Below are 22,052 nucleotides of genomic sequence, written 5' to 3' on the forward strand. Positions count from 1 at the left end.
TGGTTCCATGACGTCATGAGCACCGTGCACGACACCGCCTCCCTCCTCCCCGAGCCCGCCGAACTCCGCGTCCATCTGCGCGCGTTGGCCTTTCTCAACAGCACGATCGGCGACGACGAGGAGTACTGCCAGTACACCTTCCACGCGGACTGGGGCCCCGGGGAGGAGGCGGCCCGGATGGACAACGGCTCGGGGGACGAGTTCACCGTCCTGTTCACCCCGGCCGGCGTGCTCATCATCGGCTTCGACCACGAGTCGGAGATGAGCCCGTACGGGACGGACGACAAGGAGGTCTGGCCCGGCGTCGTCGACGACGTGCCCGCCGCACTGCGCCCGCTCCTGGACGAACCCGCCTTCCACCACGCGGGCATCGGCGGCCACGCGATCACCGCGTGCCTGTGGCGCGAGACCGGCGACACCGCGTGGCGCGCCGGCCCGGCCATCGAATTCCCCGCCGGCAACGAGCACCCGGACGGCTCCGACTACCTCTTCCACCTCCTCACCGACCGCTCCCCCGAGACCGTCCGGGCCCACTTCGAGGACTACTACGAGCGCCCCGTGCCCCTCGACGCCGTCCGCCACGTCCTCGCCGGACACCCGGTCACTCCCGGGATCACCACGGCCCTCGCTCCACCCGCGCCCTAGGGCGGGGTCTGGTCACGGCACAGTCGGCGCCGCTACTGGGGTGCCACGGCGCGGCCGGTCTGCGGCGAGATCATCCCGGCGCACAGCCCCCGGGCGGCCAGTCCCTGCGCGATGCGCGGTATCGCCGCGACCGTGTTGGCCGGCCAGTCGTGCATCAGGATGATCTGGCCGGCGGTCAGGCGGCCGGCCGCCGCGACGATCGCGTCGGTGGTCGCGCCGTTCCAGTCCTGGGAGTCGACGTCCCAAATGATCTCTGTCAGGCCGTACTTGGCCTCTACGGCCTTCACCGTGGCGTTGGTCTCGCCGTACGGCGGGCGGAAGAGTCTGGGCGTGCCGCCGCCCGCGGCCGCGATGGCCTGCTGGGTCCGGGAGATCTCCGAGTCGATCGTCGCCCGGGTCTGCTGGGTGAGGTGCGGGTGGGTGTAGCTGTGGTTGCCGACCCACATGCCGGCGGCGACCTCGGCCCTGACCTGTGCGGGGTAAGTGGCCGCGTACTGGCCCTCGTTGAACGTGGTGGCCCGAAGACCGTTCTGTTTCAGTGCGTTGAGGAGTGCGGGTGTGTTGCCGGACGGGCCGTCGTCGAAGGTGAGGCCGACGTAACCGTTGCAAGTGGCGGCCTGCGCGGGGGTGTTGACGCCTACGGCGAGGGTGCCCGCGGCGATCAGGGCGGCGACGGCGAGCGTGGTGGCCGGCCTGGCCGACCGGGGTCGTAACGAGAAGTGCGGTGCGGACTTCATGTGAGTGTCCTCCCGAACTGGGTCAGCCCACCGTGATGTTGGAGTTCCCGCTGCTCTGGTAGCCCTCGGTCGCGAGGATCATGTAGTAGCTGAAGCTGCCCAGCGGCATCCCGGCGCGGGCCCAGGCGTCGAAGTGGTTGCCGGTGGTGATGGTGCCGCCGGTGCGCTTCGTCTGCCGGACGCTCCAGTACTGGTCGAAGGTCTTCGTGCCCTCCACCGAGGGGGCGTTGTACCGCGTGGTCTTGTAGATGTCGTAGGTGCCGCCGTCAGTGGTGACGGTGCCCTTGTACGTTCCGGTGGGCCGGTAGGTGCCCCAGTTGTCGACGATGTAGTACTCGACGAGCGGGTTCGACGTCCATCCGTAGAGCGACAGGTAGCCGTTGCCGGACGGGTTGAAGGTGCCCGAGTACGTCACGGTCCGGCGGGCGCCGTTGCTCCAGCCCTTGCCCGCCACGAAGTTGCCGGTGTTCTTCCAGGTGGTGTTGTAGTTGCCCCCGGAGTTGAGGGTCATGGAGACCGTGCCCTGGGAGTCGGTCCAGAACGAGTAGTAGTAGCCGTTGTTGGTGCCGGTCTGGTTCGTGGTGATCACCGTCGCGGCACTTGCGGTGCCGGGCAGGGTCATCGCCGCGAGGAGGGCCAGCAGCAGGGCGCAGGCGCCGCTGATTGACAGCCGTAAGCGGTTTGTCGTGCGTGCGGGTGTGTGGTCCATGCCGCGTCAGTGTTGGTACGTCCCTGTCAACTGTCAATAGTTTCGGTTCTGGGTGCGAAATATTCGCCGACGTATTGGCAGGTGAGATCAATGACAAGACACAAGCCACTTGCGAAGTGAATCACCTGCCCGAATGTCCGAATGTTTCGAGCGAATGTTTCGAAGAACCGGCGGGAGCAGTCGTTGACAGCGGCCACCCCGTACGCAAACGATGGCAGGAGCACGTCAAAACTGTGGGTGCCACAGCGTTCATCGGAAGGACACGACATGGCGGCGAGAGCGCGGGGGGCGGCGACCGACCCGCCACGCCCGATGGACCGCTACCCCACGGTCGCGGAGGTCACCGAGTCGGCGCGGCTGCTGGTCTCCCGGTTTCCGGGGACCGCCCGACTGCGCCGGATCGGGGCGTCCCGCGCGGGCCGGCCGATCCAGATGCTGTCCGTGGGGCACGGGCCGCGCCATGTCCTGGTGGTCGCCGGACCGCACCCCGACGAACCGGTGGGCGGCGCGACCGCGATCACGCTGGCGGAGCGGATCGCCCGCGGCGACCGGCTGTCGGCGGCGACCGACCCCACCGTCGTCACCTGGGACATCGTGCTGTGCCTGGACCCGGACGGCGCGTCCCTGAGCAGCAACTCCGGTCCCACTCTGAGGAGTTACTACCACACCGCCTTCCGCCCGGTCGCCGCGGAGCAGCCCGAGTGGGCCCCGATCGTCTCGCACCCGCTCCCGGAGAGCAGCGCGCTGTTCCAACTCATCGACGGGCTACGGCCGTTCCTCCAGTGCTCGCTGCACAGCACCGATGTGGGCGGCAGCTGGGTCCAGTTGACCCGCGACCTGCCCGAACTGGCCGAACCCTTCCGGGCATCCGCCGACGAACTCGGCATCCCGCTCCAGTACGGCACGTACGACGCCCTGTACTGGGAGAACCCGAGCCCCGCCGTCTACGTCCTGCCCCCGGCGGACAGCACCGGCCGGCTGGCGGCCGGGTCGGAGAACATCGGGCTGTCCACCTGGTGCGCGCCCCTGCGCTACGGCGGTGTCACCGCGATCGTCGAAGTCCCCATGTGGGCAACGGACTTGGCCGCGGACACGACCCCGTACCCGGCTGCCGACCACGCCCTGCGCGAGCTGGCCGAACTGGTGCTGGACGGCGGACGACAGGTGACCGCCGTACTCCATAAGGCACGCGGCTTCCTCCCGCCGGCCCAGGACGACCCGCTCAGACGCGTACTGGAGTGGATGGCCGACGGCCTCTACGACATGGTCGCCGACTCCTGGAAACCACTCGCCCGGCAGGCCGCCGCCGCGACGCACCCCGACGATCCGCGCCACCTGACGACCGCCCAGGTCTCGGCCCTGAACATCGTGGCCCGCCGCCAGCCCATCCGCGCGGCGGGCCTTCTGCTACGGCTCCTGGAGGCGGCGCAGGACCCGGCCGCCCCGGAGCTGCACCGCGAACTGGACGAGCTCTGCACCACGTGGTGCGCGGACTTCGAGCGGGCCCTCGGGGTGCGCTGGGTGCCGGTGCGCGACCAGGTGGAGCACCAGACGCGCACGGTGCTGGCCGCGGCCGAGAGCGCGCTGAAGACCCTCCGGTGACCACCGCTCCTCACCGCCCCGCGAGAATCGCCTCCACCCCGAACTCGAACCGCTCGTCGAAGGACCCCGGCGCGAGATGTCCGGCCACGCGGTGCAGGGCGGGGTGGGTCGTCGCGGAGATCGCGCGGGCCAGGATGTCGCCCAGAGGACGGTGGTCGACGGCCTGCTCCTCCTGGGTGAGGCCCAGGGCGAAGTAGATGACGGCCCATGAGGTCCAGGCGGCCTCACGGTCCCCCAGGCCGCACGCGAGCAGCGCCTCCACCAGCGCCTCCGCGAAGGCGAGGGCGCCCGGCTCGGCCGGGTAGGTGCCGACCACCAGAGCCGCGCCGTCGCGGTGGGACAGCAGACCGCGCCGGAAGCGGCGGGCCAACTCGCGGGCCCGTTCGGCGGGTTCGGCCGGCAGGTCGGTGAGCGGGATCTCGCCGAGTACGGCGTCCGCCATCAGGTCCAGCATCCGGGCCTTGGTCTTCACATGCCACTGCACTGTGTTGATCCGTACACCGAGCCGGTCGGCGACCGCGCGCGTGGACACCGCGTCGAGGCCCTTCTCGTCCAGAAGGGCCAGTCCCGCGCGAATCACCGTGGCCGGATCGAGCCGGTCGCCCTGTTGCCTATTGGTCACCGACCTAGGCTACTGCACCCACAGGCATTGGTCAGCGACCAAGAAGTGGATGGTCCCGTGGAAACACAGCAGGTCGTCATCGCCGGAGGCGGACCCGTCGGACTCTGGCCCGCCGCCGAACTGCGGCTGAACAGCATCTCCGTCACCGGCATGGCCATCTCCAACGGCCTCCGCCCCGGCCTCGCGGGCTTCGCCAAATCCCTGGCAGACGAACTGGGCCACCGCGGAATCCGTGTCTTCGGGCTCCTCCCCGGCCGCATCGCCACCGACCGCATGCGCGACCTCGACGGCCTCGCCCCCGCCCCCACCGCACGGCGCGCCGCCAACGAGTCGGCGATCCCGCTCCGCCGCTACGGGGCCCCGGAGGAATTCAGCCGCGCGGGCGCGTTCCTGCTGTCTCCGGCGGCTTCGTACGTCACCGGGGTGATGCTGTCCGTGGATGGTGGGGGGGCGGCGGGGGTTCTGAGGGCGGGCGCGGGCGGGACAGGGCCGAAAGCCGTGATCCCGGCCTGTGATCTCTTGCCTGGTCCCAGGACCGGCCGCTCCTGGTGTCAACTGCCGTAAAGAGTGGGCAGATCGACGAGGAGGACATCGTCACGACGGTCGGCCAGGTCGACGAGGTCGGGATAGAAACCGTGGAGGGAGTACAGGGCCAGTGTGGTGGCGGTGGTGTCGTAGCCCTGCTCGGCGAGTAGAGCACGGATGCGTTCCAGGCGCTCCAGGTCCCCCGTCCCGCGGCGGGCAGCCGTCGCCTTGGCCTCGCCCAGCAGCGCGATCCTGGCGCGGGGAGCCTGCGGGCGCTCGCCGGCGGCCAGGGCGATGACGTCGACCTCGTGTTTCGTCCGGGCGGTCTGGTCGGCGACCTCCGTGGTGCCGACCGGACCGGGCAGGCCGTCGGGCAACAGGGTGTGGGCGTAGCGACGGGTGAAGTCGCGGGCCAGGTCCTCGAAGTGCGGTCCGAGGATCTTGGAGTTGAAGGTCGGAGCGGCCTGCTGCCACACCTGCTCGGCGAATCCCTGCTCCACGGCGGCGGCCTGCGGGAGCGTGATGAGCTGGTTGAAGCGGATGACGGGGTCGGCAAGGGTGACGACGGGGTGCCTGGAGCGGAGGATGTCCTGCTCCCGCTGGATGTAACCGGTCGACTCCAGCACACCCAGCGGATGGGCGACGGCGTTGCGCGGGCGCTCCAGGGCCGCACCGATCTTGCTGGGGGTGGTGGCTCCGTTCGCGATCGCGGTGAGGATGTCGTAGTACAGCGTGTGCTGGGTGATTCTCGGGTCCTCGCGCAGCAGGTACTCGGTCTCGGTACGCGAGTACACCGCCCGCCCCGGGTCGAGCAGGGTCCGGGTGAGCCAGGTGTCGAAGCCGTCGTCCGGATGCGGCCGCGCGGCCACCGGCCGATAGCCGGGGGCCCCACCCAGGACCGCGTGCACCTTCAGCGCGGTCAGCGGGTCGGTGATCTGCCAGAAGGCCCGGCTGTCGCGGTAGTCGAACGGGCCAAGCCGTAGATCGACCACGGATCGTCCGCGCAGCGGCTTGGTTCCCGAGAGCAGTTCGTGCATGACGCTCATCGCGGAGCCGCACAGGATCAGCCGCGGCCCCGGCCCGGCACCGGGCGGGGCACCCCGTTGGCGTTCGTCGTAGAGCTGCTGCAACAGCCCCGGGATCTCGGGCGAGTGCTGGAGCAGATACGGCAACTCGTCGATCACCAGCAGCGGATGCGCCGAACGGGCGGTCACCTCAAGGGCGTTGGACAGGACGTCACGCCAGTCGGTCAGGCGAAGGCTCCCCGGCCGCAGGCCGGCGTAGGTGGCGACCGCGTCGGTGAATCGCTGGATGGCCGGCAGCCGCCCTTCCTCGCGGACGGCCGTCACGTACAAGCCACCGACCTGCTCGGACAGAGCCTGCAGAAGGTACGACTTCCCGTGCCGCCGTCGCCCGGACACGATGCCGAGCCGCATCGCCGGATCCGGATCGGTGATGAACTCCGCGAGCAGATCCCACTCCCGATCCCGATCGACCACGTCGTCCGGCTTGACCAGCAGGTTCTTCTCCACTCACGCTCCCTCATCTCGACTTCGACAGTTTCCGTCTAAGTCTACTTCGACGCAATGTGTCGTACTGGGGTTCTCCTTCATCCCCGACCCCCGGGCATGCAGTTCCCGGCCGCTGCCGACCGCCATGACAAGTGTGGACATATCCACTCGGGCACGATCACCGCAGGCGTAGGTAGCCGAGGAGCCAAGCGATCGACCGCTCGATCTTCGAGCGGTGCCGACCAAGGCGTTCGCCGGACTCGGTGCCTGGTCGCGCGATGCGCGCGACCAGCTCACGCTCGCGCAGCCGGCTGGGGTGTTCGGCGGAGAAGTACGCCTTGTCCGCACGGAGTTTGACGGGCCGGCGCCGCCGTGGTCCCCGCCGGGACCGGACGGCGGGGACGCCGAGGATGAGCGGCTTGAGGGCGAGACTGTCGTGCATGTTCGCACCTGACACGGCGACGGCGAGGGGATGCCCTGGGCATCGGACAGCACGTGCGGCTTGCTGCCCTTCCTGCCGCGATCGACCGGGTTCGGCCCCCGCCAGCGCCCCCCCTTGGCGCGAACGGAGGCCGCTGCGACGATCGCCGAGGTCCAGTCCACCTCCCCGCGGACCCCGAGTTCGTCCGGCAACGCCCGATGCAGCCGACGCCAGGGGCCGACCTCGGTCCGTACCGTGAAGCGGCGATGCGCGGTGGCGGAGGACGTACCGAAGGCCGGCGGCAGATGCCGCCAGGTACAGCCGCTGGTCAGCTCGTACACCACTGCGGTGAACACGGCCTGCTCGTCACGCGGCGCGGTCCCGCCACCTTGCGGTCGAGCCGCGAACGGCGGCAGTAACGGGGCGACCAGCTCCCGGAGTTCACCAGGAACCAGACGCTTCGACAGATCAGCACTCACGGTCGGCTTCGTGCCGCTCGAACATCAAGTCACGTGGGACAGCCTTCTATGCCCTGACCGATGCGGCCGATCTGGCGGCCTGCTCGATCTTCGCGCAGTAGGCGGTGCGGGCGTCCTCGTCGACCTGCATCTCGTGTTCGGGGCGCATCCCGGTTCGGCCGTCGACGCCTTCGCGCAGGATGTCGGCGTGTCCGGCATGCCGGTTGGTCTCGCCGAGGACGTGGACCAGGATGGCGAACAGGTTGGTGTTGGTATACGGCTCCGGCCACCACGGCACGTGGCCGGGGGCGTCGAGAGGTAGCTCGTCGATCGTCGCGTCCGCGTGTTCCCACGTGCGCCGGTAGTACCCGACGATCTGGTCGCGGGTCTCGTCCTCGGCCGCCCACAGATCGCTGCCGTCGTGGTCCTGCCACCGGGGCAGCGGTTCCGGGGAAGGCCGGTCGAAGACCTCGCCGAAGTACCTGGCCTCGACGCCGGCCACGTGTTTGACCAGGCCGAGGAGGTTGGTCCCGGTTGCTGTCAAAGGCCGACGGGCGTCGTATTCGGACAGGCCGTCGAGTTTCCAGAGCAGTGCCTCGCGGTCCCGCCGCAGTCTCCCGTGGAGGCTGTTCTTCGCGAATTCATCGATCATGCGTCATGAGCCTGCCATGGACTACTCGTGGCCTCAAGATCCCGTACTCGGACCGCAATCGACCGGCAGAACCGAACCCCGGCCATGGCCACCGCCCTGAGCTACTCAAGAAGCTCGCGGAACTTTCCACGTGAGACAACCTCTTGAGCGATGTGACGGACAACCACCGCGCCGACTTGTGCTGCAGCTGGTCTTCGAGCAACTATCTCGCACCGCTCTTCAAGAACACCACAAAATGCCGTGACCTGGTCGCCCAAGTCGAGGCCAAGTCGGGTTCCGGCTGACGAGCTGTTCGGCACGGAAAACAATATGGGGCCGACTCCTGGAAGAGGCGGCCCCATTTGACTCGCATTTCCACCAGGTCGCCAACCTGGGTGTTACGTCACGAAGCTCAGACGTTGAACCGGAACTCCACCACATCCCCGTCCTGCATCACATACTCCTTGCCCTCCATCCGCGCCTTCCCCTTCGCGCGGGCCTCCGCGACCGAGCCCATTTCCACCAGGTCGGAGAAGGAGATGACCTCCGCCTTGATGAAGCCCTTCTGGAAGTCGGTGTGGATGACTCCGGCGGCCTCGGGGGCGGTGGCGCCCTTCTTGATGGTCCAGGCGCGGGATTCCTTGGGGCCGGCGGTGAGGTAGGTCTGGAGGCCGAGGGTGTCGAAGCCGACGCGGGCGAGGGTGGCGAGGCCGGGTTCCTCCGCGCCGACCGACTCCAGGAGTTCCATTGCGTCCTCCTCGTCCAGCTCGGCGAGGTCCGCCTCCAGCTTGGCGTTCAGGAAGATCGCCTCCGCGGGGGCGACCAGGGCGCGCTGCGCGGTCTTGAAGTCCTCGTCGACCAGTTCGTCCTCGTCGACGTTGAAGACGTAGAGGAAGGGCTTGGTCGTCAACAGGTGCAGGTCGTGGAGGAGTTCCTCCTTGCCCGAGCCCTGGACGATGCCCTGCGAGAAGAGGGTGTCGCCGCGCTCCAGGATCTCCTTCGCCGCCTCGACCGCCGCGACCTTCGGGACGACGTCCTTCTTGATGCGCGAGTCCTTCTGGAGGCGCGGGAGGACCTTCTCGATGGTCTGGAGGTCGGCGAGGATCAGCTCGGTGTTGATCGTCTCGATGTCGTCCTTGGGCGAGACCTTGCCGTCGACGTGGACGACGTTCTCGTCCTTGAAGGCGCGGATGACCTGGCAGATGGCGTCCGACTCACGGATGTTCGCGAGGAACTTGTTGCCCAGGCCCTCACCCTCCGACGCGCCCTTCACGATGCCCGCGATGTCGACGAAGTCGACGGTCGCCGGGAGGATCTTCTGGGAGGAGAAGATCTCGGCCAGCTTGGTGAGGCGCGCGTCCGGGACGCCGACCACGCCGACGTTCGGCTCGATCGTGGCGAACGGGTAGTTGGCCGCCAGCACGTCGTTCTTGGTCAGGGCGTTGAACAGGGTCGACTTGCCGACATTCGGCAGACCGACGATTCCGATCGTGAGCGACACGTTGCGACTTCCCGTACGTGAGAGGCGTGAGAGCGATGAAGGGGGGCTGCGGGCTGACAGGGACTGGGGCCCGGGGCCGATCCACCAGTCTACGGCGTGAGCCGCGCCCTCCCGGCTCCGCCTCGAACACCTGGCCAAGCTCTGCTCATCGGCGTGTCCCAGGGCCCATTCGGCACATAAACCGACCTAAGTTGGTCCAGTGGAGCAACACAGGACACGACCCCCACAGCCCGGCGCGAGACGCGGAGCCCCGCCGCTGCCCCCGCAGGCGGGCCGGGGCCCGAACGGCGGCCCGGCCCGTACGACCCGGCCGGGACCCCAGCCGCGCGGCGCCGCGCAGCGCCGTCCGCCGGCCGTACGACGCCCCGGCCCGGCGGCGGCCCAGTCCGTACGGCCGCTGCCGAACCCCCGGCTCACCGGGCTCGGCGGCGGCCTGTTCTGCGCGGCCGTGATGGTCGTGCTCGGGTTTCTCGACCAGCTGCTGTTCGGGGCGTCGCTGACCGTGTACGGCGTGCTGTTCCTGCCGGTGTGCGTGCTGACGGCGGTCTGGATCCGGCGCGGCGACCTGCTGACCGCGCCGGTCGTCGTGCCGATCGCCTTCGCCGCCGGCCTGCTCCCCGTGGCCGACGGCAGCGGCGGCCTCGGCAACCGCCTGATGGGCCTGGTCACCGCCCTCGCCACCCAGGCCGGCTGGCTCTACGGCGGCACGCTCGCCGCGGGCCTCATCGCGACGGTCCGCAGGATCCAGCTGGTGAACCGACGCCGACGCGGGTGACCCGGGGCGACGGACGGGGACCGGCCAGGCATCACAGGCGGATGACGGGGGGCTAGTCGTCCCCCGCCGCGTGCATGGCCGCCCCCACGATCCCCGCGTTGTTCTGCAGCTGCGCCGGGACGATCTCCGCCTTGATGTCCTCGATGAAGTGCAGGAACTTGTCCGCCTTGCGGCTGACTCCGCCGCCGATGATGAAGAGCTCGGGCGAGAACAGCATCTCGACATGGGCGAGGTACTTCTGGACGCGGTGGGCCCAGTGCTCCCAGGTCAGCTCGCCGTCCTCCTTGGCCTTGCTGGACGCCTTCTTCTCGGCGTCGTGGCCGTTCAGCTCAAGGTGGCCCAACTCCGTGTTCGGCACCAGGATGCCGTTGACGAACAGCGCGCTGCCGATGCCCGTGCCGAAGGTCAGCAGGATCACCGTGCCCTTGCGGCCCTGGCCGGCGCCGAAGTGCATCTCGGCGACGCCCGCCGCGTCCGCGTCGTTGACGACCGTCACCGGAAGGCCGCCGAGTCTCTCGGCGAACAGCGCGCCCGCGTCCTTGTCGATCCAGCTCTTGTCGACGTTCGCCGCCGTACGGATCGTGGCACCGCCGGTGACCACGCCCGGAAACGTGAGCCCGACCGGTCCCGTCCAGCCGAAGTGGTCGACGACTTCCTTCACGCCGTCGGCCACTCCGTCCGGCGTCGCCGGGTGCGGGGTCAGCACTTTGCACCGCTCTTGGGTCAATTCGCCCTTGTCCAGGTCCACAGGGGCGCCCTTGATCCCGGATCCACCGATGTCCACGCCGAAGATCTGCATGGATCCACGCTACGACGAACGACTGACAGTCACTGCCCGGAGGGGGTCGTACGGTCCGCACCCGTGCGCTCGGCGACCAGTGCCGCCGCCTCTTCGCGCAGGTCACGGCGGAGTTCCTTGGGCAGCGAGAAGGTGATGGACTCCTCGGCCGCCTTGACCAGCTCGACGTCCTCGTAGCCGCGCGCGGACAGCCACTCCAGGACCTGCTCGACCAGGATCTCCGGCACGGAGGCTCCCGAGGTGACACCGACCGTGGTGACGCCCTCCAGCCAGGCCTCTTCGATCTCGTCGGCGAAGTCCACGAGATACGCGGCGCCGGCGCCGGCCAGCTTGGCGACCTCGACGAGCCGGATCGAGTTGGAGGAGTTCCTCGAGCCGACCACGATCACCAGGTCGGCCTCCTCGCCCATCTGCTTCACGGCGAGCTGGCGGTTCTGCGTGGCGTAGCAGATGTCGTCGCTGGGCGGGGAGATGAGCTGCGGGAACTTCTCCTTCAGGGCGTCGACCGTCTCCATGGTCTCGTCCACGGAGAGGGTGGTCTGGGAGAGCCAGACCACCCGGGACGGGTCGCGCACCTCGACCTTGGCGACGTCGCCGGGACCGTCGACCAGGGTGATGTGGTCGGGGGCCTCCCCGGAGGTGCCGATGACCTCCTCGTGGCCCTCGTGCCCGATGAGGAGGATGTCGAAGTCGTCGTTGGCGAACCGGACGGCTTCCTTGTGGACCTTGGTCACCAGGGGGCAGGTCGCGTCGATGGTGGCGAGATTGCCCCGCCTGGCCTCGTCGTGGACGACGGGCGCGACGCCGTGCGCGGAGAACATCACGATGTTCCCCTCGGGGACCTCCTCGGTCCGCTCGACGAAGATCGCGCCCTTTTTCTCCAGGGTCTGGACGACGTACTTGTTGTGCACGATCTCGTGCCGGACGTAGATCGGAGCCCCGTACTGCTCAAGGGCTTTCTCGACGGCGATCACGGCGCGGTCCACACCCGCGCAGTAGCCCCGGGGGGCGGCGAGCAGGACACGGCGGCCAGACGAAGCAGTCATGCGTCCCATCGTAAGGCCGCGCCCGACGGGTCAAAGATCGCGTCCTTGGGGAGACTGGCCGTGGAGGGGGAGGGGTGGGGCCGGACACTACGTACGGGAGACGCGAGATGGCCGACACCGACACGGATACGACGACCACGGCCGGCGAGGGGCCCCAGCTGCGCCGCAGCCTCGGTTTCCGCGATCTCGTCGTCTACGGGCTGCTGTTCATCGCCCCGATGGCACCCGTCGGCGTGTTCGGCACCCTGGACGCCAAGTCGCACGGCGCGGTCGCGCTGGTCTACGTCGTGGCGACCGTCGCGATGGCGTTCACCGCTTTCAGCTACGCGCAGATGGTGCGGGTCGTCCCCCAGGCGGGCTCGGTGTTCGCCTACGCGCGCGTGGGGCTCGGCAGGGAGGCCGGGTTCATCGCCGGCTGGATGGCGATGCTGGACTACGTCCTGATCCCCGCCGTCGCCTATCTCTTCTCCGGGATCGCCATGAACGCGCTGGTCCCGGAGGTCTCGCGGTGGGTGTGGACCGCGCTGGCGGTCGTCCTCACGACCTGCCTCAACCTCTGGGGCGTGCGGGCGGCCGCGCGCGTGGGCTTCCTCGTCCTCGCGATGGAGATCGTCGTACTCGCCGTCTTCGTCGTGTCGGCGATCGTCGTCCTCGCGCGCGACGGCGCCGAACGGGGCTGGCTGTCACCGCTCTCCGGGGACGGCACCCAGGGCGCGTTCGCGCTGTCGGCGGTGATCGGCGCGGTCTCCGTCGCGGTGCTCTCCTACCTGGGCTTCGACGCGGTGGCCACCTTCGCGGAGGAGGTCACCGGCGGCTCCGAGAAGGTCGCCAGGGCGCTGCTGTTCTGCCTCGCGCTGGCCGGTGTCCTGTTCATCACCCAGACGTACCTGGTCGCCCTCCTGGAGCCGACGACCTCCGCACAGCTCGCCGCCGACGCAGGAAAGCAGGGATCGGCGTTCTACGACGCGGTCGACGTGTCGGTGGGCAACTGGCTGCACAACCTGGTGGCCGTCAGCAAGGCGATCGGCGCGGCCTTCGCGGCGCTCGTCGGACAGGCCGCGGCGGGACGCCTGGTGTTCGCGATGGCCCGCGACCGACGGCTTCCCCGCGCCCTCTCACAGACCGACGACGGCGTACCGCGGGTCGCACTCCTGTCGGCGGCCCTCATCACCCTGATCGCGGCGGTCTGGGCGGCCCGCCGGGACGACGGGCTCGACCACCTGGTGTCGGTCGTCGACATCGGCGCGCTGACCGCCTTCACGCTGCTGCACGCGAGCGTGGTGGGCTGGTTCGCGGTACGGCGCCGGGGCGGGCCGGTGGTGTGGTGGCGGCACGTGCTGGTACCGGTGCTGGGAGCGGCGATCACCGTGGCGGTGATCGTGGAGGCGTCGGGGACGGCTCAGGTGGTGGGCGCGATCTGGCTGGCGGTGGGGCTGGTGGTGCTCGCGGTGCAGGGCAACCGGAACAAGGCCGGCACGGAGACCGGTTGACGGTCACACGCTCCTCGCCTCGACCGCGTTGTCGGACCCGGCCGTTACTCTCGGGCGCATGGCTCTCAACACGGCTCCGGACGCCCCGCTCCCCGTCGGTGAGGTCTCCCGGCTGATCGGCGGGTGGATCGACCGGCTCGGCGCGGTGTGGGTCGAGGGGCAGATCACCCAGCTGTCGCGGCGCCCGGGTGCCGGTGTCGTGTTCCTGACGCTGCGCGACCCGTCGTACGACATCTCGGTGAGTGTGACCTGCTTCCGGCAGGTGTTCGACGAGATCGCGGACGTCGTCAGCGAGGGCGCGCGGGTGGTCGTCCTCGCGAAGCCCGAGTGGTACGCCCCGCGTGGGCAGTTGTCGCTGCGGGCCACGGAGATAAGGCCGGTGGGGGTGGGTGAACTCCTCGCACGGCTGGAGCAGTTGAAGAAGTCACTGGCCGCCGAGGGGCTGTTCGCGGCCGACCGGAAGAAGCCGCTGCCGTTCCTGCCGCAGCTCATCGGACTGGTCTGCGGTCGCGCCTCGGCCGCCGAGCGGGACGTCCTGGAGAACGCGCGGCACCGCTGGCCCGCCGTCCGCTTCGAGGTGCGCAACGTGCCCGTGCAGGGCGTGCACGCCGTGCCGCAGGTCGTGCAGGCCGTGAAGGAGCTGGACGCGCTCGACGGCGTGGACGTGATCATCGTGGCCCGGGGCGGCGGCAGTGTGGAGGACCTGCTGCCGTTCTCCGACGAGCAGTTGGTACGGGCCGTGTCGGAGTGCCGTACGCCCGTGGTGTCCGCGATCGGGCACGAGCCCGACAACCCGCTCCTGGACTACGTGGCCGACCTGCGCGCCTCCACCCCCACCGACGCGGCGAAGAAGGTCGTACCGGATGTCGGGGAGGAGTACGAGCGCGTACGGCAGCTGCGCGACCGGGCGCGGCGGTGCGTGGTGGCGTTCGTGGACCGGGAGGAGCGCGGGCTGGCGCAGGCGCTGGCGCGGCCGTCGATAGAGGATCCGCACCGGATGATCGACGAGCGGGCGGACCATGTCGCCGCCCTCCTCGACCGCGGCCGGCGCACCCTCGGCCACCTCCTGGACCGCGCCGACTCGGAGCTGACCCACACGCACGCGCGCGTGGTGGCCCTCTCCCCCGCGGCGACCCTGAAGCGGGGTTACGCGGTGCTGCAGAAGGCCGACGGGCACGCCGTCCGGGACCCGGGGGAGGTGACGGCCGACGAGGTGCTGCGAGCGCGGGTCGCCGAGGGTGAGTTCACGGTTCGAGTCGATACGGCACATGCATAGGGTGGGCGGATGACCAGCAAGGTTGACGAAGGTGCCGGGACGGCAGAGGCGCTCGGGTACGAGCAGGCGCGCGACGAGCTGATCGAGGTCGTACGGCGGCTGGAGGCGGGCGGTACGACGCTGGAGGAGTCGCTCGCGCTCTGGGAGCGGGGCGAGGAGCTCGCGAAGGTGTGCCGGCGCTGGCTGGACGGGGCCCGGGCGCGGCTGGACGCGGCGCTGGCGGAGGAAGAGGCCGCGGAGGGCGACGCCGAGTGAAGGCGCTCAGCAGAGGTGCCGAGTAGCGGCGGTCGGCAGCGGCGACGGTGGTTCGCTGTGAGGCGGATCACCATGCTCCAGTTTTGGTTGAAAGTTGAACCTCACGTCGCGTACGGTCGGTCCCGTCAGCCTATCCGGACCGCGGTCCGGTACTCCTTCCGGCCCCCGAGGAAGTTCTCGCATGTCTCTCGTTCTTGACTCCGCCGCCCAGGACCTGCTGTTCCGCGAGGCCCGCACCGCCAACACCTTCACCGACGAGCCCGTGACCGACGAGCAGGTCCAGGCGATCTACGACCTGGTCAAGTACGGCCCGACCTCGATGAACCAGTCGCCGCTGCGCATCACCCTGGTCCGCTCCCCCGAGGCCCGTGAGCGCCTCGTCAAGCACCTCGCCGAGGGCAACCAGAAGAAGACCGCCGCCGCCCCGCTGGTCGCGATCCTCTCCGCGGACAACGAGTTCCACGAGGAACTGCCGAACCTGTTCCCGCACTTCCCGCAGGCCAAGGACGCCTTCTTCGGCGAGCGTTCGGTCCGCGAGAGCCACGCCGCGCTGAACGCCGCCCTCCAGGCCGCGTACTTCATCATCGGCATCCGCGCCGCCGGCCTCGCCGCGGGCCCGATGACCGGTCTCGACTTCGCGGGCGTCCAGAAGGAGTTCCTGGACGACGACCACACCCCGTTCGTCGTCATCAACATCGGCAAGCCGGGCGAGGACGCCTGGTTCCCGCGCTCCCCGCGGCTGTCGTACGACGAGGTCGTCACCACCGTCTGAGACGCATGACACGCACAAGGCCCCAGCACGGACAGGACATTGTCCGCGCCGGGGCCTTCCGCATTCGGCGTTGCCGTGACGCTCGGTGAAGGACTAGGGTCCGTGATGTGACTGCCGGGTCGGCCATGGGCCATTCACGAGTGGGGCACCCGGCCTCGGCGTGAGCACGAGGCGGGCCAGAGCCCCGCCGTTTCTCCTTGTCTTCCCTCCTGGCGCCCGCATGTGGCGCTCTCATCGGACCCAAGACTCGGAGACCCGCTCACACATGTCACTTGAACCCGAAACGCCGACCACCGTCCAGCTGAACCACACCGCCGTCTACGCCATGGACCGGCAACTGTCGGCCGAGTTCCTCGCCGCGATCCTGGGTCTGGAGGTCGGCGCGCCCTTCGGGCCGTTCGTGCCGGTCGACCTGGGCAACGGCGTGACACTCGACTACTACGAGAAGCGCGACGAGCCGATCCAGCCGCAGCACTACGCGTTCCTCGTGCCCGACGAGCGGTTCGACACCATGATCGGTCGCCTGGAGGCGGTCGGGGTCACCTATTACGCCGACCCGTACCACCAGCAGTCCGGCCGGACGAACCAGCTCTTCGGCGGTCGCGGCGCCTACTTCGAGGACCCGAGCGGCCACAACATGGAGATCATGACCCGGCCGTACGTCCGGCCGTAGCGCGGGACACCACTCGGGCTACTTCGTCTTCAACGCCTTTGCCATCTCGGTCAGTTGGGCGAAGGATCCCGTGCCCGCCACGACCGTCGTCGAGCCCTTGTCCGCGAGCACGAGGGCGTCGTAGCGGCCGCCGGTGTAGCGGGTCCAGGTGTGGCCGTCGATGGTCTGGGTGGTCCTGGTCGCGGCGGCGCCCTGGCTCGCGGTGTCGACGAAGTCGGACGGCTTCTGAGTCGACTGCTCAATCTGCACGTACTGACCACCGGGGGCACTGAACCCGAGGTGCCAGGCGTTGAACGCGGCGCCGTCGTAGCGGACCGAGGTCGCCTTCCAGGTCTTGGGCAGGCCCTCCGGCGCCGCCACCGGGTACGGCGCCGCGCGGCGTGCCGTGAGCAGTTCCACGCGGTAGTCGACCCGCTTGACGTCCGGAGCGTGGTCGCTGTGCGGGATGAAGATGTAGACGATCGCCGCCGCGATCCCGATCAGGCCCAGGGAGAGAATCATGTCCCGGACCGTCTTCTGCTTGCCGTTCGAACCTGCCACGCCCCTATCGTCGCAGGTGCCCCGGCCGCTCATCCGTGGGGCCCCCTGCTCATTTTGTCTGCCTGGCGATAGAGTCGTGGCCATACCCTCATCCGGCCGTCGTCGTATCAGAAAGGTGCGCTCCGATGACCGAGCATCATCATCTGCCGTCCGAACTCGAAGTCCCCTCCGAGGCCCCCGACCGCAACCTCGCCCTGGAACTCGTCCGGGTGACCGAAGCCGCCGCGATGGCCGCGGGCCGCTGGGTCGGGCGCGGTGACAAGAACGGCGCCGACGGTGCCGCCGTGCGTGCCATGCGGACCCTCGTCTCCACCGTCTCGATGAACGGCGTCGTCGTCATCGGTGAGGGCGAGAAGGACGAGGCGCCGATGCTCTTCAACGGCGAGCGCGTCGGTGACGGGACCGGGCCCGAGTGCGACATCGCCGTCGATCCGATCGACGGGACCACGCTCAACGCCAAGGGCATGCCGAACGCGATCGCCGTGCTGGCCGCCGCGGACCGGGGTTCGATGTTCGACCCGTCCGCCGTGTTCTACATGGACAAGCTGGTCACCGGGCCCGAGGCCGCCGAGTTCGTCGACATCGAGGCGCCGATCTCCGTCAACATCCGCCGGGTAGCCAAGGCCAAGCGGGTCACGCCCGAGGACGTCACCGTCGTCGTCCTGGACCGGCCGCGGCACGACGGGATCATCAAGGAGATCCGGGAGACCGGTGCGCGGATCAAGCTGATCTCCGACGGGGATGTGGCCGGTTCGATCCTCGCGCTGCGGGAAGGTACCGGCGTCGATCTGCTGCTCGGTGTCGGCGGTACGCCCGAGGGCATCATCTCGGCCTGTGCCGTGAAGTGTCTCGGGGGCGTGATCCAGGGCAAGTTGTGGCCCAAGGACGACGCGGAGCGGCAGCGGGCGCTCGACGCCGGGCACGATCTGGACCGGGTGCTCACCACGAACGACCTGGTGTCGGGCGAGAACGTGTTCTTCGTCGCGACCGGGATCACGGACGGGGAGCTGCTGCGGGGCGTGCGGTACCGGTCGGAGACCGCGACCACCGACTCCATCGTGATGCGGTCGAAGTCCGGGACGGTGCGGCGGATCGACTCGGAGCACCGGCTGAGCAAGCTGCGGGCCTACAGCGCGATCGACTTCGACCGGGCCAAGTAGCCACGCCGAAGCCACAGCCAGAACCACAGCCACAACCACGACCACACGGTCGTACGTGAAAGAGGCGCCCCCGGTGCGGTGGGGGCGCCTCTTCTACGTCGGTCAGCCCGCCGCTGCTATGCGGCCCGCCGCCCTCGCCTTCTGGAGCTCCAGGTCGCGGCGGCGGCGCCTGGCCAGGACCACTCGGCGTTCGGCGGCGGTGAGGCCGCCCCAGACGCCGTAGGGCTCGGGTTGGAGGAGGGCGTGTTCGCGGCACTCGACCATGACCGGACAGCGCGCGCAGACGCGCTTGGCGGCGTCCTCGCGGGAGAGTCGGGCGGCGGTGGGTTCCTTGGAGGGTGCGAAGAACAGGCCGGCCTCGTCGCGCCGGCACACCGCTTCGGTGTGCCAGGGAGCGTCTTGGTCCCTGTCTCGCGCAGGCACCCGCTGGGCCGGAACAGCAGCTACCTGCAGGGACGAATGCGGCGGTTGCAGCACGGTCTACTCCTGACGACGGCTTCGCGAGCGAGAGACGATGCAGCAAGGCCTACCCGCTGTGCGCGCGCCTATGCACTGAGTTCCGAACCGCTGGTTTCCGTGCGCTTGTGCGCGAAGTCAGGGGCGGACCGGCGTGGACCGATCAGCTCCACATGTGTCCCGATTCACAACCGTCAACGGTCCAGGTGTTTGCGCAAACCCTTGTCGACCTTGCGCTGAACCCGATCGAGAATGTCCGCAACGAGCTTGCCGCGCTTGGGTTTTGCCTCGATGTTTCCGAGTACGGCCCACCCGTCGACGTAGATCACGGGCGCGTCCGGCTCCAGCGAGTCCAGCGTGTCCACCTCGAAGTTGCCGAGGACACCGCCGCCGGTGCCGCGCAGCGACACGTTCTCCGGGACGCGGATCTCCACGTTGCCGAAGACCGAGATCGCCTTGATGACGACCTGCTGGTACTCGAAGATCGCCTCGCTGAGGTCGATCTCGACGCTGCCGAACACGGCGTACGCGTGCATGCGGCGCCCGGCGCGCCAGCGGCCCTTGCGCATCGCCGAACTGAACACCGCCACCACGTTCTCGTCGGCCTCGACCGGAATCGCGCCCTCGGTCGGGCGGTTCGGCGCGGGGCTGTACGACTGGGCCGTCGCCCGGTGCCCATGGGCGGCCGGCAGATCCTGGATGAAGACCTCCAGCTCACCGACGGTCTTGGCGCTCAGCACCCCCTCGACCCGCTCGGCGTGCTCGTCGGCGCTCAGCCGCCCCTCGGCCAGGGCGTCGCGCAGGATGTCGGCGATGCGGTCACGGTCGGCGTCCGAGGCGCGCAGCGCGGAGGCGGCGGGCGCGGGCTGCGGAGCCGTGGGCGCGGATGCGGGCTGCTTCTGAAGGTCCACGACAGCAGAGTACCGAAACGCGATAGATCGCGACTAGGGGTGTGGACAACGTTGGCGTGGCGCGGCGCCCGGCGAACTGAGCCTTACCTCACAAGCCCGGTGTCAGCGGCAGGTTCTACGCTGGTGGACGCCTGCCAATGGAGGCTGGCTGCGCTGTCTGTCGAGTGAGGAATGGGCGACATGCCTGAGTTCGCGTACACCGATCTGCTCCCCATGGGAGAGGACACCACCCCGTACCGGCTGGTGACCTCCGAGGGTGTCTCCACCTTCGAGGCCGACGGGCGGACGTTCCTCAAGGTCGAGCCGGAGGCGCTGCGGAAGCTGGCGGCCGAGGCGATCCACGACATCCAGCACTATCTGCGGCCGGCCCACCTCGCGCAGCTGCGCCGGATCATCGACGACCCCGAGGCGTCGAACAACGACAAGTTCGTGGCGCTGGACCTCCTGAAGAACGCGAACATCGCGGCGGCCGGTGTGCTGCCCATGTGCCAGGACACCGGTACGGCGATCGTCATGGGCAAGCGCGGGCAGAACGTCCTCACGGAGGGCGGCGACGAATCGGCCCTGTCGCGCGGTATCTACGACGCCTACCTCAACCTCAATCTGCGGTACTCACAGATGGCCCCGCTGACCATGTGGGACGAGAAGAACACCGGGTCGAACCTGCCCGCCCAGATCGAGCTGTACGCGACCGACGGCGGCGCCTACAAGTTCCTGTTCATGGCGAAGGGCGGCGGCTCGGCCAACAAGTCGTTCCTCTACCAGGAGACCAAGGCGGTCCTCAACGAGGGCTCCATGATGAAGTTCCTGGAGGAGAAGATCCGTTCGCTGGGTACGGCGGCCTGCCCGCCGTACCACCTGGCGATCGTGGTCGGCGGTACGAGCGCCGAGTACGCGCTGAAGACCGCGAAGTACGCCTCCGCGCACTACCTGGACGAGATCCCGGCCGAGGGTTCGGAGCTGGGGCACGGCTTCCGGGACAAGGACCTGGAGCAGAAGGTCTTCGAGCTGACGCAGAAGATCGGGATCGGGGCGCAGTTCGGCGGCAAGTACTTCTGCCACGACGTGCGGGTCGTCCGGCTTCCCCGTCATGGCGCCTCGTGCCCCGTCGCCATCGCCGTGTCCTGCTCCGCCGACCGGCAGGCCGTCGCGAAGATCACCGCAGAGGGCGTGTTCCTCGAGCAGCTGGAGACCGACCCGGCGCGCTTCCTGCCGGAGACGACCGACGAGCACCTGGACGAGGCCTCCGATGTGGTGCGCATCGACCTCAACCAGCCCATGGACGACATCCTCGCCGAGCTGACCAAGTACCCCGTCAAGACCCGGCTCTCGCTCTCCGGGCCGCTCGTCGTCGCCCGTGACATCGCGCACGCCAAGATCAAGGAGCGGCTCGACGCAGGCGAGGAGATGCCGCAGTACCTGAAGGACCACCCGGTGTACTACGCCGGGCCGGCCAAGACCCCCGAGGGCTACGCGTCCGGTTCCTTCGGCCCTACGACGGCCGGGCGCATGGACTCCTACGTCGAGCAGTTCCAGGCGGCGGGCGGCTCCAAGGTGATGCTCGCCAAGGGCAACCGCAGCAAACAGGTCACCGACGCGTGTGACGCGCACGGCGGCTTCTACCTCGGTTCGATCGGTGGGCCGGCGGCCCGGCTCGCGCAGGACTGCATCAAGAAGGTCGAGGTCGTCGAGTACGAGGAGCTCGGCATGGAGGCGGTCTGGAAGATCGAGGTCGAGGACTTCCCGGCGTTCGTCGTCGTCGACGACAAGGGCAACGACTTCTTCCAGAACCCGGCGCCGGAGCCGACGTTCACGCACATTCCGGTTCGGGGGCCGGGGCTGGTGTAGTCCCTTCGGGGCGGCGGCAATTGATTTCGCCCCCGCCGCCCCTGCCCTGCCCATCCCCAAGGGCTCCGCCCCTTCGACCCCGCCAAGGGGCTCCGCCCCCTGGACCCCAGGTCGGCCTGGACGGCCTCGTCCTCAAACGCCGGACGGGCTGATTATGTCCCGCTGCACGGGATGTCGTCCCGATTTGTCCCAGAGATGAAAGGGACGGCATCTTCACCCCCTTCACCGGAAACGCTCCGTACCGACTGGATCACAGCCCGTGGTCCCCGGTCGACTCGGAGGAACCCCCCATGATCCGACGCACTCTGCGCAACGGTCTCGTGGCCGCGCTCGCGGCCGTCGCCCTCTTCCCCACAGCAGCCGTCGCCGCCCCGGCCGGGCACCCGGCGCCGCATCACGTCACCGGCCACCACATCGCCGCCCCCGCCTGGGGCAGCGTCACGACCCGCCACTACACCCGTCTGAACGTCCGCTCGGGCCCCGGCACCGGCTACCGGATCGTCGGTACGCGGCCGGTCGGGCGGGTGCTGCCCATCGTCTGCAAGACGCGCGGTTCCGGCGTCCTCGGCAACCACCGCTGGTACAAGCTCCCGCACCACGAGGGCTACGTCTCCGCGCACTACGTCCGCAACCACAGCGCCGTCCGCTGGTGCTGACGCCCGGCTGAGCAGCGGCACCACCCGGCGGGA

General features: G+C 69.3%; 24 protein-coding genes and 2 pseudogenes. 13 read left to right on the top strand and 13 right to left on the bottom strand.

Features of this window, described 5'->3' with window-relative positions; all coding sequences use genetic code 11:
- The first annotated feature begins 15 nt into the window (after positions 1-15).
- On the top strand, positions 16-645 hold the full coding sequence (locus tag ACFXC1_RS16505; RefSeq protein ID WP_381243223.1) for a hypothetical protein: 630 nt from the start codon (positions 16-18) through the stop codon (positions 643-645).
- A 32-nt stretch (positions 646-677) separates the two neighbouring features.
- Here ACFXC1_RS16505 and ACFXC1_RS16510 read toward each other — a convergent pair whose 3' ends face one another.
- Complete coding sequence (locus ACFXC1_RS16510; protein WP_381243226.1) at positions 678-1,382, bottom strand: polysaccharide deacetylase family protein; 705 nt, start codon at positions 1,380-1,382, stop codon at positions 678-680.
- A gap of 22 nt (positions 1,383-1,404) precedes the next feature.
- Entirely contained in the window at positions 1,405-2,091 is a 687-nt protein-coding gene (locus tag ACFXC1_RS16515) for a glycoside hydrolase family 11 protein (RefSeq protein ID WP_381243228.1), read from the bottom strand.
- A 312-nt stretch (positions 2,092-2,403) separates the two neighbouring features.
- Here ACFXC1_RS16515 and ACFXC1_RS16520 point away from each other — a divergent pair, with 312 nt between their 5' ends.
- Positions 2,404-3,693 carry a M14 family zinc carboxypeptidase gene (locus ACFXC1_RS16520; RefSeq protein ID WP_381243547.1) on the top strand — a complete coding sequence of 430 codons (1,290 nt, stop codon included), beginning with the start codon at positions 2,404-2,406 and terminating at the stop codon, positions 3,691-3,693.
- A 10-nt stretch (positions 3,694-3,703) separates the two neighbouring features.
- Here the strand turns inward: ACFXC1_RS16520 and ACFXC1_RS16525 are convergent, their stop codons facing one another.
- The gene (locus tag ACFXC1_RS16525; protein WP_381243230.1) at positions 3,704-4,315 is read right to left on the bottom strand and encodes a TetR/AcrR family transcriptional regulator C-terminal domain-containing protein; all 612 of its coding nucleotides are present in this window, start codon (positions 4,313-4,315) and stop codon (positions 3,704-3,706) included.
- A gap of 141 nt (positions 4,316-4,456) precedes the next feature.
- On the opposite strand from ACFXC1_RS16525, the pseudogene ACFXC1_RS16530 reads away from it, so the two are divergent.
- Positions 4,457-4,774, top strand: a pseudogene (locus ACFXC1_RS16530) (SDR family oxidoreductase); the annotation flags it as partial.
- A gap of 92 nt (positions 4,775-4,866) precedes the next feature.
- Here the strand turns inward: ACFXC1_RS16530 and ACFXC1_RS16535 are convergent.
- The 4 genes and pseudogenes from ACFXC1_RS16535 to ACFXC1_RS16550 form a co-directional block, all read right to left on the bottom strand.
- Complete coding sequence (locus ACFXC1_RS16535; protein WP_381243232.1) at positions 4,867-6,372, bottom strand: ATP-binding protein; 1,506 nt, start codon at positions 6,370-6,372, stop codon at positions 4,867-4,869.
- 157 nt (positions 6,373-6,529) lie between these two features.
- Complete coding sequence (locus ACFXC1_RS16540) at positions 6,530-7,093, bottom strand: transposase (protein ID WP_381243549.1); 564 nt, start codon at positions 7,091-7,093, stop codon at positions 6,530-6,532.
- Positions 7,003-7,251, bottom strand: a pseudogene (locus tag ACFXC1_RS16545) (transposase); the annotation flags it as partial. The gene ACFXC1_RS16540 and the pseudogene ACFXC1_RS16545, both read right to left, overlap by 91 nt.
- A 46-nt stretch (positions 7,252-7,297) precedes the next feature.
- The gene (locus ACFXC1_RS16550) at positions 7,298-7,882 is read right to left on the bottom strand and encodes a DinB family protein (RefSeq protein ID WP_381243234.1); all 585 of its coding nucleotides are present in this window, start codon (positions 7,880-7,882) and stop codon (positions 7,298-7,300) included.
- A 143-nt stretch (positions 7,883-8,025) separates the two neighbouring features.
- On the opposite strand from ACFXC1_RS16550, the gene ACFXC1_RS16555 reads away from it, so the two are divergent.
- Positions 8,026-8,166, top strand: coding sequence for a hypothetical protein (locus ACFXC1_RS16555; RefSeq protein WP_381243236.1), 141 nt, complete (start codon positions 8,026-8,028; stop codon positions 8,164-8,166).
- A 107-nt stretch (positions 8,167-8,273) separates the two neighbouring features.
- Here ACFXC1_RS16555 and ychF read toward each other — a convergent pair whose 3' ends face one another.
- Positions 8,274-9,362, bottom strand: coding sequence for a redox-regulated ATPase YchF (ychF, locus tag ACFXC1_RS16560; RefSeq protein ID WP_381243239.1), 1,089 nt, complete (start codon positions 9,360-9,362; stop codon positions 8,274-8,276).
- 199 nt (positions 9,363-9,561) lie between these two features.
- On the opposite strand from ychF, the gene ACFXC1_RS16565 reads away from it, so the two are divergent.
- Entirely contained in the window at positions 9,562-10,137 is a 576-nt protein-coding gene (locus tag ACFXC1_RS16565) for a DUF6542 domain-containing protein (protein WP_381243242.1), read from the top strand.
- Between the two features lie 52 nt (positions 10,138-10,189).
- On the opposite strand, the gene ppgK is transcribed toward ACFXC1_RS16565, so the two are convergent.
- A complete protein-coding gene (gene ppgK, locus ACFXC1_RS16570) occupies positions 10,190-10,936 on the bottom strand; it encodes a polyphosphate--glucose phosphotransferase (protein ID WP_381243244.1) in 747 nt (248 codons plus the stop codon).
- 29 nt (positions 10,937-10,965) lie between these two features.
- Positions 10,966-11,991 carry a 4-hydroxy-3-methylbut-2-enyl diphosphate reductase gene (locus tag ACFXC1_RS16575; RefSeq protein ID WP_381243247.1) on the bottom strand — a complete coding sequence of 342 codons (1,026 nt, stop codon included), beginning with the start codon at positions 11,989-11,991 and terminating at the stop codon, positions 10,966-10,968.
- 98 nt (positions 11,992-12,089) lie between these two features.
- On the opposite strand from ACFXC1_RS16575, the gene ACFXC1_RS16580 reads away from it, so the two are divergent.
- The 5 genes from ACFXC1_RS16580 to ACFXC1_RS16600 all read left to right on the top strand — a co-directional run bounded on the left by ACFXC1_RS16580 (position 12,090) and on the right by ACFXC1_RS16600 (position 16,448).
- On the top strand, positions 12,090-13,472 hold the full coding sequence (locus ACFXC1_RS16580) for an APC family permease (RefSeq protein WP_381243250.1): 1,383 nt from the start codon (positions 12,090-12,092) through the stop codon (positions 13,470-13,472).
- 58 nt (positions 13,473-13,530) lie between these two features.
- Positions 13,531-14,748, top strand: a complete 1,218-nt coding sequence (xseA, locus tag ACFXC1_RS16585; protein WP_381243252.1) for an exodeoxyribonuclease VII large subunit — start codon at positions 13,531-13,533, stop codon at positions 14,746-14,748.
- A gap of 9 nt (positions 14,749-14,757) precedes the next feature.
- Positions 14,758-15,003 (top strand): exodeoxyribonuclease VII small subunit, encoded by a 246-nt coding sequence (locus ACFXC1_RS16590; RefSeq protein ID WP_019072733.1) that lies wholly within the window; start codon positions 14,758-14,760, stop codon positions 15,001-15,003.
- Between the two features lie 181 nt (positions 15,004-15,184).
- Positions 15,185-15,775 carry a malonic semialdehyde reductase gene (locus tag ACFXC1_RS16595; RefSeq protein ID WP_381243255.1) on the top strand — a complete coding sequence of 197 codons (591 nt, stop codon included), beginning with the start codon at positions 15,185-15,187 and terminating at the stop codon, positions 15,773-15,775.
- Between the two features lie 265 nt (positions 15,776-16,040).
- Positions 16,041-16,448: a VOC family protein gene (locus tag ACFXC1_RS16600; protein WP_381243257.1), complete on the top strand. Its 408-nt coding sequence runs from the start codon at positions 16,041-16,043 to the stop codon at positions 16,446-16,448.
- Positions 16,449-16,466: 18 nt separating this feature from the next.
- On the opposite strand, the gene ACFXC1_RS16605 is transcribed toward ACFXC1_RS16600, so the two are convergent.
- Positions 16,467-16,988 carry a DUF4245 domain-containing protein gene (locus ACFXC1_RS16605; protein ID WP_381243260.1) on the bottom strand — a complete coding sequence of 174 codons (522 nt, stop codon included), beginning with the start codon at positions 16,986-16,988 and terminating at the stop codon, positions 16,467-16,469.
- 125 nt (positions 16,989-17,113) lie between these two features.
- Between ACFXC1_RS16605 and glpX the strand changes: the two genes are divergently transcribed.
- Entirely contained in the window at positions 17,114-18,148 is a 1,035-nt protein-coding gene (glpX, locus tag ACFXC1_RS16610; protein ID WP_381243262.1) for a class II fructose-bisphosphatase, read from the top strand.
- A 102-nt stretch (positions 18,149-18,250) separates the two neighbouring features.
- Here the strand turns inward: glpX and ACFXC1_RS16615 are convergent, their stop codons facing one another.
- Both ACFXC1_RS16615 and ACFXC1_RS16620 read right to left on the bottom strand, forming a co-directional pair.
- A complete protein-coding gene (locus tag ACFXC1_RS16615) occupies positions 18,251-18,625 on the bottom strand; it encodes a WhiB family transcriptional regulator (protein WP_026150672.1) in 375 nt (124 codons plus the stop codon).
- Between the two features lie 173 nt (positions 18,626-18,798).
- Positions 18,799-19,515 (bottom strand): DUF1707 SHOCT-like domain-containing protein, encoded by a 717-nt coding sequence (locus ACFXC1_RS16620; RefSeq protein WP_381243265.1) that lies wholly within the window; start codon positions 19,513-19,515, stop codon positions 18,799-18,801.
- Positions 19,516-19,695: 180 nt separating this feature from the next.
- Here ACFXC1_RS16620 and ACFXC1_RS16625 point away from each other — a divergent pair, with 180 nt between their 5' ends.
- Positions 19,696-21,363, top strand: a complete 1,668-nt coding sequence (locus ACFXC1_RS16625; RefSeq protein ID WP_381243268.1) for a fumarate hydratase — start codon at positions 19,696-19,698, stop codon at positions 21,361-21,363.
- A gap of 290 nt (positions 21,364-21,653) precedes the next feature.
- On the top strand, positions 21,654-22,019 hold the full coding sequence (locus ACFXC1_RS16630; protein ID WP_381243270.1) for an SH3 domain-containing protein: 366 nt from the start codon (positions 21,654-21,656) through the stop codon (positions 22,017-22,019).
- The last annotated feature ends 33 nt before the right edge of the window (positions 22,020-22,052 follow it).

The organism is Streptomyces hokutonensis, assembly GCF_042751305.1.
Lineage (GTDB): Bacteria > Actinomycetota > Actinomycetes > Streptomycetales > Streptomycetaceae > Streptomyces > Streptomyces hokutonensis_A.